The organism is Streptomyces sp. NPDC032822, assembly GCF_055578825.1.
The window spans coordinates 187,843-202,345 of the sequence record NZ_JBVIOL010000016.1; the positions used below are offsets into that span (position 1 = coordinate 187,843).

12 protein-coding genes are annotated in these 14,503 nt (G+C 70.4%); 5 read left to right on the forward strand and 7 right to left on the reverse strand.

Annotated elements, in window-relative coordinates; all coding sequences use genetic code 11:
• Positions 1 to 38 precede the first annotated feature (38 nt).
• The 3 genes from mtnB to ACZ5VD_RS34610 are packed head-to-tail and all read right to left on the reverse strand — an operon-like array spanning position 39 to position 2,010.
• Positions 39 to 647, reverse strand: coding sequence for a methylthioribulose 1-phosphate dehydratase (gene mtnB / locus ACZ5VD_RS34600; RefSeq protein WP_468552028.1), 609 nt, complete (start codon positions 645 to 647; stop codon positions 39 to 41).
• Positions 644 to 1,378 carry an acireductone synthase gene (gene mtnC, locus ACZ5VD_RS34605; RefSeq protein ID WP_468684512.1) on the reverse strand — a complete coding sequence of 245 codons (735 nt, stop codon included), beginning with the start codon at positions 1,376 to 1,378 and terminating at the stop codon, positions 644 to 646. The genes mtnB and mtnC overlap by 4 nt, the downstream gene beginning before the upstream one ends.
• Positions 1,379 to 1,410: 32 nt before the next feature.
• The gene (locus ACZ5VD_RS34610) at positions 1,411 to 2,010 is read right to left on the reverse strand and encodes a 1,2-dihydroxy-3-keto-5-methylthiopentene dioxygenase (RefSeq protein WP_468552026.1); all 600 of its coding nucleotides are present in this window, start codon (positions 2,008 to 2,010) and stop codon (positions 1,411 to 1,413) included.
• A 529-nt stretch (positions 2,011 to 2,539) separates the two neighbouring features.
• Between ACZ5VD_RS34610 and ACZ5VD_RS34615 the strand changes: the two genes are divergently transcribed.
• The 4 genes from ACZ5VD_RS34615 to mtnK all read left to right on the forward strand — a co-directional run bounded on the left by ACZ5VD_RS34615 (position 2,540) and on the right by mtnK (position 7,463).
• On the forward strand, positions 2,540 to 3,637 hold the full coding sequence (locus ACZ5VD_RS34615) for a substrate-binding domain-containing protein (RefSeq protein WP_468684513.1): 1,098 nt from the start codon (positions 2,540 to 2,542) through the stop codon (positions 3,635 to 3,637).
• Positions 3,624 to 5,147 carry a sugar ABC transporter ATP-binding protein gene (locus ACZ5VD_RS34620; protein ID WP_468552024.1) on the forward strand — a complete coding sequence of 508 codons (1,524 nt, stop codon included), beginning with the start codon at positions 3,624 to 3,626 and terminating at the stop codon, positions 5,145 to 5,147. Before ACZ5VD_RS34615 ends, ACZ5VD_RS34620 begins: the two co-directional genes overlap by 14 nt.
• Positions 5,148 to 5,231: 84 nt before the next feature.
• The gene (locus tag ACZ5VD_RS34625) at positions 5,232 to 6,278 is read left to right on the forward strand and encodes an ABC transporter permease (protein ID WP_468684514.1); all 1,047 of its coding nucleotides are present in this window, start codon (positions 5,232 to 5,234) and stop codon (positions 6,276 to 6,278) included.
• 15 nt (positions 6,279 to 6,293) lie between these two features.
• The gene (gene mtnK, locus ACZ5VD_RS34630; RefSeq protein ID WP_468684516.1) at positions 6,294 to 7,463 is read left to right on the forward strand and encodes an S-methyl-5-thioribose kinase; all 1,170 of its coding nucleotides are present in this window, start codon (positions 6,294 to 6,296) and stop codon (positions 7,461 to 7,463) included.
• Between the two features lie 141 nt (positions 7,464 to 7,604).
• Here mtnK and ACZ5VD_RS34635 read toward each other — a convergent pair whose 3' ends face one another.
• The 4 genes from ACZ5VD_RS34635 to ACZ5VD_RS34650 form a co-directional block, all read right to left on the reverse strand.
• A complete protein-coding gene (locus ACZ5VD_RS34635; RefSeq protein ID WP_468552021.1) occupies positions 7,605 to 9,221 on the reverse strand; it encodes a glycerol-3-phosphate dehydrogenase/oxidase in 1,617 nt (538 codons plus the stop codon).
• 9 nt (positions 9,222 to 9,230) lie between these two features.
• Complete coding sequence (glpK, locus tag ACZ5VD_RS34640; protein ID WP_468552020.1) at positions 9,231 to 10,769, reverse strand: glycerol kinase GlpK; 1,539 nt, start codon at positions 10,767 to 10,769, stop codon at positions 9,231 to 9,233.
• Positions 10,770 to 10,818: 49 nt separating this feature from the next.
• Complete coding sequence (locus ACZ5VD_RS34645; protein WP_468552019.1) at positions 10,819 to 11,619, reverse strand: MIP/aquaporin family protein; 801 nt, start codon at positions 11,617 to 11,619, stop codon at positions 10,819 to 10,821.
• Positions 11,620 to 11,994: 375 nt separating this feature from the next.
• A complete protein-coding gene (locus tag ACZ5VD_RS34650) occupies positions 11,995 to 12,759 on the reverse strand; it encodes an IclR family transcriptional regulator (protein WP_468552018.1) in 765 nt (254 codons plus the stop codon).
• Positions 12,760 to 13,043: 284 nt separating this feature from the next.
• Between ACZ5VD_RS34650 and ACZ5VD_RS34655 the strand changes: the two genes are divergently transcribed.
• Positions 13,044 to 14,503: homocysteine S-methyltransferase family protein (locus ACZ5VD_RS34655; protein WP_468684517.1), on the forward strand; the 1,460-nt coding region annotated here is incomplete at its 3' end.

Below are 14,503 nucleotides of genomic sequence, written 5' to 3' on the forward strand. Positions count from 1 at the left end.
GACCCCCGGGTGCGGGGGTCCCCTTCCCTTTCTCTTCCTCAGCGCTGCGACAGCTCCAACTCCAGCAGCCACTCCACGACTTCGGTGTGGTGCCGGGCCTGCCGCGGGTCGTTCCCCCACACGTACAGCCCGTGCCCCGCGACCACCACGGCCGGCATCCGCGGCTCACGGGCCGCCTCCAGGCGGTCCCCGAGAACCTTCATGTCCTGGCTGTTGGCGATGACCGGCAGCGTCACCTCGACGTCGTGCGCGGGCTGGCCGACGCCCTTCAGCATCTCGACGTCCCTGAAGACGATCCCGCCCGGCTCACGGCGGCCCATCGCCACCGACGCCACCGTGTGCACGTGCACCACGGCACCGGCTCCGGTCAGCGCGGCCACCCGCGCGTGCAGCTCGGCCTCCGCGGACGGCTTGCCGCCCCGGACGGCGGCACCCTGGCCGTCGACCAACACCACGTCCGCGGGGGTCAGTTCACCCTTGTCGTGGCCGCTGGCGGTCACCGCGAGCCGCAGTGGGTCGCGGGAGAGGACCACGGACAGGTTCCCGGAGGTGCCCCGCATCCAGCCGAAGCCGGCGAAGCGGGCGGACTCGGCGGCGAGGACGGCGCCGGCCTCCTCCAGGTCGAGTGCGGTGATCTCGGCGGTCATGCGGTGCTCCCGGAAGTGGTGATGCCGATCTCGTCGAACGTCCCCGCCTGTGGGTGGTCGCCGACGCCTTGCTCGTAGTACGGCTCCCCGGGCCGCCGGATCCCGACGGTGAGCCAGCCGGCCGCACGGGCCGCGTCCAGCTCGCCGGGCCGGTCGGAGAGGAAGAGGAGACGGGAGGCCTCGACGCCGGTCGCCTCCGCGATCCGGCGGTACGACTCCGGCTCCTGCTTGGCGCCCGCGTTCTCGGTGTCGTACAGGCCGGAGACGAGCGAGGTGAGGTCGCCCTCCGGGCTGTTGGTGAACCAGGCCCGCTGCGCCGACACCGACCCGGACGAGTAGACGTACAGCGCGAGGCCCGCCGCGTGCCAGGCGCGCAGCGCCGGGACGACGTCGTCGTAGAAGTGCGAGACGAGGTCGCCGCGGGTGAAGCCCTCCGACCAGACGATGCCCTGGAGGGTCTTGAGCGGGGTCGCCTTGCGGTCCTCGTCGAGCCAGGTGTTCAGCGTCTTCTCGATCGAGGCCGCGTCGGCGTCCGCCTCGCCCGTCAGCTCCCGCACCTGCGCGAGGGCCCGTGCCACCGCCGGCTCGTCGGCCCGCTCGGTGAGCAGGTCGGCGAAACGGGCCCGGGAGTACGGGTACAGGACGTCCACGACGAACCCCGTGGCGCTCGTGGTGCCCTCGATGTCGAGCACCACGGCGTCCACGGTGTGCACACCGGTCACGCCGTTCACGCCGAAACGGAGGCCCCCGGGGTCGCGCACGCTCACGCGACGGCCCGGTCGGCCTCGTAACCGGCCGCGATCGTGTCGTAGTCCGGGAAACGGGAGGCGATGGTCGAGCCGGTGAAGCTGCCGATCCAGCCGTCCTCCTCGTGGAAGAAGCGGATCGCGGTGAAGGACGGCTTCGTGCCCATGTCGAACCAGTGGGTGGTGCCGCGCGGCACGCCCAGCAGATCGCCCTTCTCACAGAAGACCGCGTGCACCTCGCCGTTCGCGTGCAGATAGAAGATGCCGGAGCCGGAGACGAAGAAGCGGACCTCGTCATCGTCGTCGTGCGTGTGCTCCTGGAGGAACTTCGCCCGGGCGGCCTTCGCCTTCGCCGGGAACTCCGGGTCGTCACTGGGGTGCAGACCCAGCACGTCGACGGTGGTGAAGCCCTCCTCGGCGTTCAGCTTGTCGATCTCCGGCCCGTACGCGGCGAACACCGTCGCGCTGTCGGCGTCGAACGGCACGTCCTCACGGATCGGCCACTGCTCGTAGCGCACGCCCAGCGGCTTGAGCGCCTCGGCGATCTCGGCGGGGGACGAGGTGCGGCGGACCAGGGTCTCGGGGCCGGACTCGGACCAGGTGGTCAACAGGGTCATGGGACAACTCCAGAAGGCGGGAGGGAAAGTCCGGATACCGAGACGAGTATCCGGGAGGGGGGAGAGCGGAGGAGGGCGGCGGCGGACAGCGGGTCAGCCGCGACACTTCGCGCCGGTACAGCACCGCATGCAGGGCATGAGCTGGGCTGTCGCGCGTGGAGTCGTCATCGGGGCCTCACTGTGCCGGGTCGGGTGCCGGTCCTGTGATGGTAACTCCCGCCGTGACGGCAACCCAGTGTGACGAAGTCGTTGTCTCACTCCCTGAGAAACCGCTTCCATTCCTTTGACGGGTGGCTGAAATCATTCTCATGATCTGCGTATGAAGACGCTGCTGCTCGTGCGGCGGCTGTACGTGGACTTGCTCCGGTCGACCACAGCCCGCTGTCGCTGACCTCCCCCGGAGCCTCCGCGCGGCCTGACGCCGCGGGCCCGCCACCCCTGTGCCGGTGGCGCGTTCCTTTCCCTCGCTCCGGGTCACGCACGCCCCCGTCTTCGTCCCCTCCGCACCACCCCGCACCTGGAGCCCCTCATGTCCCGCACCCGCGTCCCCCTCGCTGCACTCTCGCTGGCCTCCGCCTCCGCCCTGCTGCTCGCGGGCTGCGCGCAGTCCACGGACGCCTCCAAGGCCGGCGGTGACAGCTCCGCCTCGGCCTCGGCCGCCACCGGCAAGAAGCCGGCTCCCTTCAGCGAGGGCGCGGTCAAGGTGGCCCTCGTCCGGCAGAGCGGCGCGGGCGACTACTTCGAGCAGTGGGGCAACGGCGCCAAGGCCCAGGCCAAGGCCCTCGGCATCGACCTGACGGTGTACGACGCCCAGGCCGACAACGCCAAGCAGGCCACCGACCTGTCCTCGGCCATCAACTCCGGCGCCAAGGCGATCATCATCGACCACGGCTTCCCGGCGACCATCCAGCCGGAGATCGACAAGGCCGTCAAGAAGGGCATCAAGGTCGTCGTCTACGACGTGGAGACCTCCACCAAGGGCGTGGTCAGCACCGAGCAGGACGACGCCAGCATGGCCAAGGCCGTGCTCGACGTGATGGCCAAGGACCTCGGCGAGAACGCGAAGGTCGGCTACGTCAACGTCGCCGGCTACGCCGCACTCGACAAGCGGGACTCGGTCTGGAAGACGGCGGTCGACTCCCACGCCTGGAAGCAGCAGTTCAAGGTCGGCAAGGTCACCGACTCCACGGCCACCGACAACGTTCCCCTGGTCTCCGCCGCGCTGACCCAGCACTCCGATGTGACCGGCGTCTTCGCCCCCTACGACGAGCTGGCCAAGGGCACCGTGCTCGCCGTGCAGAACAAGAAGCTCCAGGACAAGGTGAAGGTCTTCGGCGCCGACGTCTCCAACGCCGACATCCAGAACATGACCGCCGCGGACAGCCCGTGGGTCGCCACCGCCGGCACCGACCCGTCCGCCGTCGGCGCCGCCGTCGTCCGGACGACGGCGCTGGAGCTGGCCGGAGAGCTCGGGAAGACGACGGTCTCCTTCCCGGCCGTCGCCATCACCCAGGACTTCCTGAAGAAGAACAAGATCGAGAACATGGACCAGCTCCGGGAGGCGCTGCCCGCGCTGAACCTGTCCCAGGTCTCGACCGCGGACTGGATCGCGAATGTCGCCCACTGACGTGGCTCCCGCGGTGAGCCTGCGGGACGTCAGCATGGCCTTCGCCGGCAAGACGGTGCTCGCCTCCGTCTCGCTCGACATCGCCCCGGGCAGCGTGGTCGCGCTGCTCGGCGCGAACGGCGCCGGCAAGTCCACCCTGATCAAGATCCTGTCCGGCGTGCACACGGACCACGGCGGTCAGGTGCGGGTCGCCGGGGAGCCCGCGGCTCTCCGCTCACCGCTGGCCGCCCGGCAGTTGGGCATCCAGACCGTGCACCAGCGCATCGGCGAGGGCATCGTGCCCGGCCTCACGGTCGCCGAGAACCTGGTCTTCGAGGAACTGGCACAGCGCCGGGGCAACCCCTTCCTCAACGGTGGCCGGCTGCTCGCCCGCGCCCGGGAGATCCAGGCGTCCCTCGGCCTCGACTGGAGCGACTCGCTGCTCCGCAAGGACGTCACCGAACTCGGCGTCTCCGACCGCCAGTTGCTGATCCTCGCCCGCGCGCTGGCCACCCGCCCCCGGCTGCTGATCCTCGACGAGCCGACCTCGGCCCTGTCCGCGGCCGAGGCGGAGCGGCTGTTCGCCCTGGTGGAGCGGATGCGCGACGACGGCATCGCGGTCCTCTACGTCTCCCACCGCCTCGGCGAGATCGACGCCCTGGCCGACCGGCTGGTCGTCCTGCGGGACGGCCGTCTCACCGAGGACCAGGTCAAGCCCTTCGACTGGGACTCCGCCCTGCGCGCGATGCTTGCCCAGGCCCAGGAGACGACGACCGCCCGCCCGGTCCGGGCCGGCGACCAGGGCGAGGTCGTCCTCGCGCTGCGCGGCGTCCGGCTCTTCGAGGGCCGGACCCCGCTCGACCTGGACGTCCGGGCCGGCGAGGTGACCGGCGTGGTCGGTCTGCTGGGCGCAGGCAAGACCGAACTGGCCCGCGGCCTGTTCGGCGCCGAGCCGTTCCCGGCGGGCACGGTGGAACTCGACGGCAGGCCCTACGCGCCCCGCCGCCCCTCCGACGCCATCCGCGGCGGGGTCCACCTGGTCCCCGAGGACCGGCACGCGGACGCCCTGGTCCCCGGCTGGTCGGTGGCCCAGAACATCTCGCTCCCGTTCCTCAGGTCCCTGTCCCGGGGCGGACTCGTGAGCCGTTCCCGCGAGGACGCCCTCGGCCGCGAGGCCATCGACGCCCTCGGGGTCGTCACCCGGGACGAGCACAGCACCGTGGAGGAGCTGTCCGGCGGCAACCAGCAGAAGGTCGTCGTCGGACGCTGGCTCGCCGAGACCCCACGCGTCCTCATCCTGGACGAACCGTTCCGAGGCGTGGACATCGGGGCCCGCCGGGACATCGGCCGCCGCGCCCGTGCCCTGGCCGCCGAGGGCGCCGCCGTGCTCGTCCTGTCCGCGGACGTCGACGAGGTCCTGGAGGTCGCCGACCGGGTCGTCGTCCTGGCCGCCGGGGAGATCCACCTCGACGCCTACGGACAGGACGCGGAACGTGACCGCGTGATCCAGACCATCGCCGTGTCCGTCTGAGGCCCCTCCGACGTTCCCTCCGACTCCGTCCGAACGTTCTGTCCCAGTGCCTCTGACGCCGGCCGCCGAAGGAAGCAGCACCCCATGACCACCACCCAGAGCACCGAGGTCCCCACCAAGGCGGCGCTCCCGCCCGCGACCTCCACCGCCGTGCGTGTCCAGAACGCCGTCATCAAGTACGGCTTCATCTTCGTCACGGTCGCGCTCTTCGCGTACTTCGCGCTGAGCGAGGGCTCCTTCCGCGAGTCGGCGACCCTCCTCGACACCCTGCGCTATGTCTCCGTCGCCGCGATCCTCGGCCTCGGCGTCACCCTCACCATGGCGGTGGGCGGCATGGACATGTCGGTGGGCGCGGTGGCCGGCCTCGGCGTCTCGGTCGCCGCCCAGACGATGGTCGTCTTCAACCAGGTCGGCACGGTCGCCATCCTCGCGGTGCTGGCGGCGGGCGCCCTCGCGGGCCTGCTCAACGCCCTCCTCATCGTCGTCCTCAAGATCCCCGACATGCTCGCCACCCTCGGCACCATGTTCGTCATCCAGGGCAGCAAACTGATCCTCGTCGACGGCCAGTCGATCACCCCGGGCATGACCATGTCCGACGGATCGACCGCCCCCGGCAGGTTCACCGCGGGCTTCCTGCGCATCGACCGCGGCACGGTCCTCGGCATCCCCGTCTCGGTGCTGATCTTCGGCGGTCTCACGGTCGTCGCCTGGGTCTTCCTCGCCCGCACCCGCTGGGGCCGCGTCCTGTACGCGATCGGCGCCAACCCCGAGGCCGCCCGGCTGGCCGGCATCCGCGTCGGCGCCTACCGGGCCCTGGCCTACGTCCTCTCCGGCGTCCTCGCCTCCGTCGGCGGCCTGATCCTCGCCTCACGCATCGGGCAGGGCGACGTCTCGGCCGGAACCTCCCAGCTCCTGGAGGCCGTCGCCGTGGCCCTGGTCGGCACGTCGGTCCTGGGCCGCGGGCGCCCGAACGTCTGGGGCACCGCCCTCGGCGCCGTCCTCATCGGCATCATCACCACCGGCCTGACCATCAAGGGACTGCCGTACTACACCCAGGACGTCGTCGAGGGCGCGGTCCTCATCCTCGCCCTGGTCTTCAGCTTCACCCTGTCCAAGCGCCGCACCGCATAAGGGAGTTCACCGACCATGGGCTACCGCATCCTGGAGACCGACGACATCCCCGGCTACCTGCGTGAACGGGGCCACTGGCCGGACCCGGCGGACATCGAGGTCCGCGAGGTCTCCGACGGCAACATGAACCGGGTCTTCCTCGCCTCCTCGGCCGACGGCACCCGCAGCCTCGCCGTCAAGCAGGCCCTGCCCTGGGTCCGGGTGGCCGGCCCGTCCTGGCCGATGAACCCCGACCGCGCCGACGCCGAGGCCCGCGCCTACGAGCAGCTCGCCAAGGTCGCTCCCGACACCATCCCGGTGGTCCACGGCTACGACCCCGAGAACTACGCCCTCGTCATGGAGGACATGTCCGACCTGGAGGTCCTGCGCACGCTCCTCAACGAGGGCGCGGCCTACGGGCCGGACACCTCGGCGAGGATCGGCGAACTGGTCGCCCAACTCTCCTTCGCCACGAGCGACTTCGGTATGCCGTCCGCCGAACGCAAGGCACTGGTCGCGGCCTCGGTCAGCCCCGAGCTCTGCAAGATCACCGAGGATATGGTCCTGTCCGAGCCGTACATCGAGCACGAACACAACCACTGGCACCCGGGGTTGGACGACCTGGCGGCCGGGTTCCGCGCGGACGCGAGGCTCCGCACCGAGGTCGCCGACCTCCGCCACACCTTCATGACCAGCGCCCAGGCCCTGCTCCACGGCGACCTCCACACCGGCAGCATCATGGTCGGCACCCGCGAAGGCGCCCCGGTCGCCCGGGTCTTCGACCCCGAGTTCTCCTTCGTCGGCCCGATCGGCTTCGACCTCGGCCTGTACTGGGCCAACGCGCTGGTCTCGGAGGAACGGGCCCGCGCCCTCGGCACCCTGTCCGACCACGCCGACCAACTCCGCCTGTCCTGGGAGGCGTTCGAGACCGAGTTCCGCCGCCTGTGGCCGACCCGCGTCGACACCTTCTTCGACGAGGCCTACCTCGACCGCTTCCTCCACCGCGTCTGGACCGAGTCTCTCGGCTTCGCCGGCACGGAGATCATCCGCAGAATCATCGGCTTCGCCCACCTGACGGACCTGACCACGCTGGAGAACCCGGTCCCGGCGTCGCGCAGGGCGCTGCTGCTGGGGCGCGAACTGATCGTCCGCCGCGACGAGCTGAAGAACCCGAACGAGGTAAGGGCGCTGGCGCGGACCCTCTAGGGGAGCGGGGCCGTGCCGATATGCGGCTCCGCCGCGTGGGCGCGACCGGCCGCCACCGCCCCGCGGACGACAAACAGCCCACACGGCACGTGAAAGGGGCGGCTCCCACAGAGAGGAGCCGCCCCTTTCAGGTCGTACCGCCTACTTCTTGTCGAGCAGGTCCTGCACCTTGCCCCGGACCTCGTCCGTGGCCAGCCCCCGGATCGTCAGCGTCGTACGCCGCCGCAGCACGTCGTCCTGGGTCTCGGCCCACTCGTTGTCCCGGGCGTACACGACCTGCGCCCAGATCTCGGGCGCGTCCGGGTGCACCCGCTCGCTCAGCTCCGGGTTCTCGTTCGCCAGCCGGGCGATGTCGAACGCGAGCGAACCGTAGTGCGTGGCAAGGTGCTTCGCCGTGTCGGCGGCCATCCGCGGCCCGGGGGCCGGGTTGTCGACCAGCAGCCGGTGCGCGACCGCACGCGGGTTCGCGACCCCCGGCAGCGGCAGCTTCTTCGGCAGCGACGAAATGGGCTCGAAGCCGTCGCCCAGCGGAGCGCCGGGCAGCGTCTCCAGCTGCCGCATGACCGTACGGCCGATGTGCCGGAAAGTCGTCCACTTGCCGCCCGCCACGGACAGCATCCCGCCCCTGCCCTCGGTCACGACCGTCTCGCGCTTGGCCTTCGCGGTGCTGCCGGGCCCGCCGGGCAGCACCCGCAGACCTGCGAAGGAGTACGTGATCAGATCACGGTCGAGCTGCTGGTCGCGGATGGAGAACGCGGCCTCGTCGAGTATCTGGGCGGTGTCCTTCTCGGTGACCGAGACGTCCGCCGGGTCGCCCTCGAACTCCTCGTCGGTGGTACCGAGCAGCAGCATGTCCTCCCAGGGGAGGGCGAAGGTGATGCGGTACTTGTCGATCGGGGTGGCGAGCGCCGCCTTCCAGGGGGCGGTGCGCTTCAGGACCAGGTGCGCGCCCTTCGACAGGCGGATGGACGGCGCCGCGTTCGGGTCCTCCATCTTGCGCAGGTGGTCGACCCACGGGCCGGTCGCGTTCAGCACGAGCCGGGCGTTCACGCCGAACTCGTCACCGGACTGCCGGTCGCGCAGATCGGCGCCCGTGACCCGGCCCTTGGTGAAGCGCAGGCCCGTCACCTCGGCGTGGTTCAGCACCACGGCACCCGCCTCGACGGCACCGCGGACCGTCATCAGCGCCATGCGCGCGTCGTTCATCTGGTCGTCGCCGTACACGGCCACGGCCTTGAGGCCCGCCGTACGCAGCTCGGGCACGTCCTGCGCGGCCTTCGACGGCGAGAGCAGGTGCCCCACGCCGTCACCGAAGGCCGACAGCGCGGAGTAGGCGAAGACGCCCGCTCCGAGCTTCGCCGCGCCGTGCGGCCCGCCCTTGTACACGGGGAGGTAGAACGTGAGCGGGTTCGCCAGGTGGGGGGCCACCTGGCGGGACACCGCACGGCGCTCGAAGTGGTTCTCCGCCACCAGCTTCACCGCGCCGGTCTGCAGGTAGCGCAGACCGCCGTGGAGCAGCTTGGAGGAGGCGGAGGAGGTGGCGCCGGCGAAGTCGCCGGCGTCGACCAGGGCCACCCTGAGCCCGGACTGCGCGGCGTGCCAGGCGGTGGAGATGCCCAGGATGCCGCCGCCGATCACGAGAAGGTCGTACGACGCCTTGGAGAGCTGCTCCCGGGTCTCGGCGCGGCTCGGGTTCGAGCCGGAGGCCGGGCGCGTACCGAGGGCAGGCACGGACTGCAGGGTGGACTGACTGGTCATGTGGGGTTCTTACTCCTCGTCGTCGAGCCAGCCCATGGTCCGCTCCACGGCCTTGAGCCAGCTCTTGTACTCACGGTCGCGCTTCTCCGCGTCCATGTTGGGGGTCCACTCGGCGGCCCGGCGCCAGTTGGCGCGCAGGTCGTCGGTGCTGGTCCAGAAGCCGACGGCGAGGCCGGCGGCGTAGGCGGCACCGAGGCAGGTGGTCTCGGCGACCATCGGGCGCACCACGGGGGCGTCGACGAAGTCCGAGAGCGTCTGCATCAGCAGGTTGTTGGAGGTCATGCCGCCGTCGACCTTGAGGGCCGCGAGCTCGACGCCGGAGTCCTTCGTCATGGCGTCGGTGATCTCACGGGTCTGCCAGGCCGTGGCCTCCAGGACGGCGCGCGCGAGGTGCGCCTTGGTGACGTACCGGGTGAGGCCGGCGATCACACCGCGGGCGTCGGAGCGCCAGTACGGGGCGAACAGACCGGAGAAGGCCGGCACGAAGTAGGCGCCGCCGTTGTCCTCGACCGTGAGCGCGAGCGTCTCGATCTCGGCGGCGGTGGAGATCAGACCCATCTGGTCGCGCATCCACTGCACCAGCGAACCGGTGACGGCGATCGAGCCCTCCAGGGCGTAGACCGGAGCCTCGTCGCCGATCCGGTAGCCGACCGTGGTCAGCAGGCCCGAGTAGGAGTTGATGATCTTCTCGCCGGTGTTCATCAGCATGAACGTGCCGGTGCCGTAGGTGGACTTGGCCTCGCCCTCGGCGAAACAGGTCTGGCCGAACAGGGCCGCCTGCTGGTCGCCGAGCGCGGAGGCGACCGGGATACCGCCGAGCAGGTCGCCCAGCTTGCCGCCGGTGACCTCGCCGTAGACCTCGGCGGAGGAGCGGATCTCGGGGAGCATCGACAGCGGGACGCCGATGGACTCGGCGATCTTCTCGTCCCACGCCAGGGTGTGCAGGTTCATCAGCATGGTGCGGGAGGCGTTGGTGACGTCGGTGTAGTGCTTGCCGCCGTTGACACCGCCCGTCAGGTTCCAGATGACCCAGCTGTCCATGGTGCCGAAGAGGATGTCCCCCGCCTCGGCGCGCTCGCGCAGGCCCTCGACGTTGTCGAGCAGCCAGCGGGCCTTGGGTCCGGCGAAGTAGCTCGCCAGCGGCAGGCCGGTCTCGCGGCGGAAGCGGTCCTGGCCGACGTTGCGGCCGAGCTCGCGACAGAGGGCGTCGGTGCGGGTGTCCTGCCAGACGATGGCGTTGTGGACGGGCTCACCGGTGTTCTTGTCCCAGAGGAGAGTGGTCTCGCGCTGGTTGGTGATGCCGATGGCCTTGATGTCGTCGCGGGTGATGCCGGCCTTCGCGATGGCGGAGGCGACGACCTCCTCGACGTTCGTCCAGATCTCGGTGGCGTTGTGCTCGACCCAGCCCGGCTTCGGGAAGATCTGCTCGTGCTCCTTCTGGTCGACGGAGACGATCCGGCCGTCCCGGTCGAAGACGATGCAGCGGCTGGAGGTGGTGCCCTGGTCGATCGCGGCGATGAAGGGCCCGGCGGTGTGGGCGTCGGTCACTGTGTGCTCCTGGGTTCCGTGAGTAAGGGACGGTCTACGACTGCTGGTTCTAAGCGAACGCGATGTTGTAGATGCCTGCAGCGATCGCGCCGCCGATCAGCGGACCGGCGACCGGGATCCAGGCGTAGCTCCAGTCGGAGCCGCCCTTGTTGGGCAGGGGCAGGAGCGCGTGCACGATGCGCGGACCGAGGTCACGGGCCGGGTTGATCGCGTAGCCGGTCGGGCCACCGAGGGACAGACCGATGGAGACCACCACGAGGGCGGTGATCAGGGCGCCGAGGGTGCCGAGACCCTTGCCGTCGCCGTTGAGGCCCTGGGTGAGGACCGCGAGCACCAGCACGATGGTGCCGATGACCTCCGTGGCGATGTTCTGCCACGCGACGCGGATCTCGGGACCGGTGGAGAAGATGCCGAGCACCGGGCCCGCACCCTGCTCCTGCGCCTCGACGGCCTTGGCCTTGGTGTCCTGCGCGCCCGGACCGCCGACGATCTCGCGGTCGGTGAGGTGCGCGTGGAACTGGCCGTAGTAGGCGACCCAGACCAGAGCCGCGCCGATCATGGCGCCGAGCAGCTGCCCGCCCCAGTAGATCGGGACGTCGCTCCAGGGGATGCCGTCCTTCTTGATCGCGAGCGCGAGGGTCACGGCCGGGTTGAGGTGCGCGCCGGAGAGCGGAGCCGAGGTGTACACGGCCGTCAGAACGGCGAAACCCCACCCGAAGGTGATGGCGAGCCAGCCGGCGTTGCGCGCCTTGGAGGCCTTCAGCGTGACGGCGGCGCAGACGCCGGCGCCGAGCAGGATGAGTATGGCGGTACCGATGGTCTCGCCGATGAAGATGTCGGAGCTGGACACCCGCGACTCCTTTGTCCTTCGTCCAGGGGACCGAACCCCGGGTCCCTCCGGGAGTTCGAGCTGCCCTCGGGGGTGAGAGCGATGCCGGCCCTTGGCGTTGTCACACTCTAGCGCGTATTGCCGGTAGGTGTTCGACAATGCCGACCGATGGACGGGAGTCTCGCTCCGGCGTTACGTGCACGTCAAGGGCTCTGTTATCGAAAGCACGATCGTTATTGATTGCTGTGAGCTGTCGATCTTGACTTCGGTACGCACGGCTGCGAAGCGGGCACGGTCTGTGCCGATCAGCCGCTTTTTGGCGTTATGTCAGAGTACGGCCGAGGGCCGGAACGTCAATGGCGTTCCGGCCCTCGGTCTCGCGCAGGCGTACGGCGCTCAGAACCGCCCGGCGCCCAGGTCCCGCGACACCGCGCGGGCGCAGTCCCGTACCGCGGCGATCAGCTCGGGGCGCAGCTCGCCGTCCCGGCCCAGCCGCTCCACCGCGCCGGTGATGCCGACCGCGCCCACCGGCATGCGCCGACGGTCGTGGATGGGCGCGGCGACGGAGGCGACGCCCTCCCAGGTCTCCTCGACGTCGGCCGCGTAGCCACGCGCGCGCGTGATGTCGAGGATCTCCTCGAACTCACCCAGGTCGCAGACGGTCCGCTCGGTGAACGCCTTGCGGTCCGACTCCAGCGCCTCGCTGTGCGCGACCGGGTCGAAGGCCGACAGGACCTTGCCCAGGGCGGTGCAGTGCAGGGGCTGCATGGCCCCGATCTCCAGCACCTGCCGGCTGTCGTCCGGCCGGAAGACGTGGTGCACGATCAGCACGCCCTGCTGGTGCAGCACGCCCAGATGGACGCTCTCCCCGCTGGAGCGTGCCAGGTCGTCCGTCCAAACCAGGGCGCGGGCCCGCAGTTCGTGCACGTCCAGGTAGGTGGTGCCCAGGCGCAGCAGTTCGGCGCCCAGTTGATAGCGGCCGGAGGCGTCGTCCTGCTCCACGAAACCCTCGTGCTGGAGGGTGCGCAGGATGCCGTGCGCGGTGCCCTTGGCGAGGCCCAGAGACGAGGCGATGTCCGACAGGCCGAGCCGCCGCTCGCCGCCCGCGAGGAGCCGCAGCATCGCGGCCGCGCGTTCGAGCGACTGGATGTTCCGTGCCATCGCCGTTCTGCCTCCGTCCCCTTCGACCGCCGATCCGCCGACGCCCGCTGCCGCCGTTCGGCAATGTCGAACACTACCGGTCCATGCCGACCTCTCGCTAATGGTCGGTCCGCATCTGTTGGGTCACTCGTATCCCGTAGGTGACCCCGCCGCCATCCTCGTCCGTCCCGTGGACGCCCCGACCCGCGGACCCCCGCCCCGGTTACCCTGGCGGCGGCGCCTCCGGGGGAGAGTTCCACGGACGGCGCTAAGCCGACAGCCGTCGCATCCGAGGGAGCTTTTTCATGGCCTCTGTGCCGCTGACCCCTTCCGCCGACAGCGGGACCCGTGTGTCCGCGCTCCGGGACGCGCTCGCCACTCGTGTGGTGGTGGCCGACGGAGCGATGGGGACCATGCTGCAGGCTCAGGACCCGACGTTGGAGGACTTCGAGAATCTTGAGGGCTGCAACGAGATCCTGAACCTGACGCGTCCGGACATCGTCCGTTCCGTCCACGAGGCCTATTTCGAGGTCGGTGTGGACTGCGTCGAGACCAACACCTTCGGGTCCAACCACTCGGCGGCGACCGAGTACGACATCGCCGACCGGATCTTCGAACTGTCCGAGTCGGGCGCCCGGATCGCCCGTGAGGTCGCCGACGAGTTCGGTGCCGGGGACGGCCGCCAGCGCTGGGTGCTGGGCTCGATCGGCCCGGGCACCAAGCTGCCCTCCCTCGGTCACATCGCCTACGACGTCCTGCGCGACGGTTACCAGCAGAACGCCGAGGGGCTGCTGGCCGGCGGTGCGGACGCGCTGATCGTGGAGACGACCCAGGACCTGCTCCAGACCAAGGCGAGCCTGATCGGGGCGCGCCGGGCGATGGAAGCCGTGGGCCTGGACGTGCCGTTGATCTGTTCCCTGGCCTTCGAGACCACGGGCGTCATGCTGCTGGGCTCGGAGATCGGTGCGGCGCTGACCGCGCTGGAGCCGCTGGGCATCGACATGATCGGCCTCAACTGCTCGACGGGCCCGGCCGAGATGAGCGAGCACCTGCGCTATCTGGCCCGCCACTCCCGCATTCCGCTGATGTGTATGCCGAACGCGGGTCTGCCCGTGCTGACCAAGGACGGCGCGTACTTCCCGCTGACGGCGCCGGAGATGGCCGACGCGCAGGAGACGTTCGTCCGTGATTACGGCCTGTCCCTGGTCGGCGGCTGCTGCGGCTCCACTCCGGAGCATCTGCGTCAGGTCGTCGAGCGGGTCCGGGGCGTCACGCCTCCCGAGCGCACGGCCCACCCTGAGCCGGGTGCGGCGTCGTTGTATCAGACGGTGTCGTTCCGTCAGGACACGGCGTATATGGCGATCGGTGAGCGGACGAACGCGAACGGGTCGAGGAAGTTCCGGGAGGCGATGCTGGAGGCCCGCTGGGACGACTGTGTGGAGATGGCCCGTGACCAGATCCGTGAGGGCGCCCACATGCTCGATCTCTGTGTCGACTATGTGGGCCGTGACGGTGTGGCCGACATGGCCGAACTCGCCGGGCGTTTCGCGACCGCCTCGACCCTGCCGGTGGTCCTGGACTCCACCGAGGTCGATGTCCTGCGGGCCGGCCTGGAAAAACTCGGCGGACGCGCGGTCATCAACTCCGTCAACTACGAGGACGGCGACGGCCCTCAGTCGCGTTTCGCGCAGGTCACCGGGCTGGCCCGTGAGCACGGCGCCGCACTGATCGCCCTGACCATCGACGAGGAGGGCCAGGCCCGCAC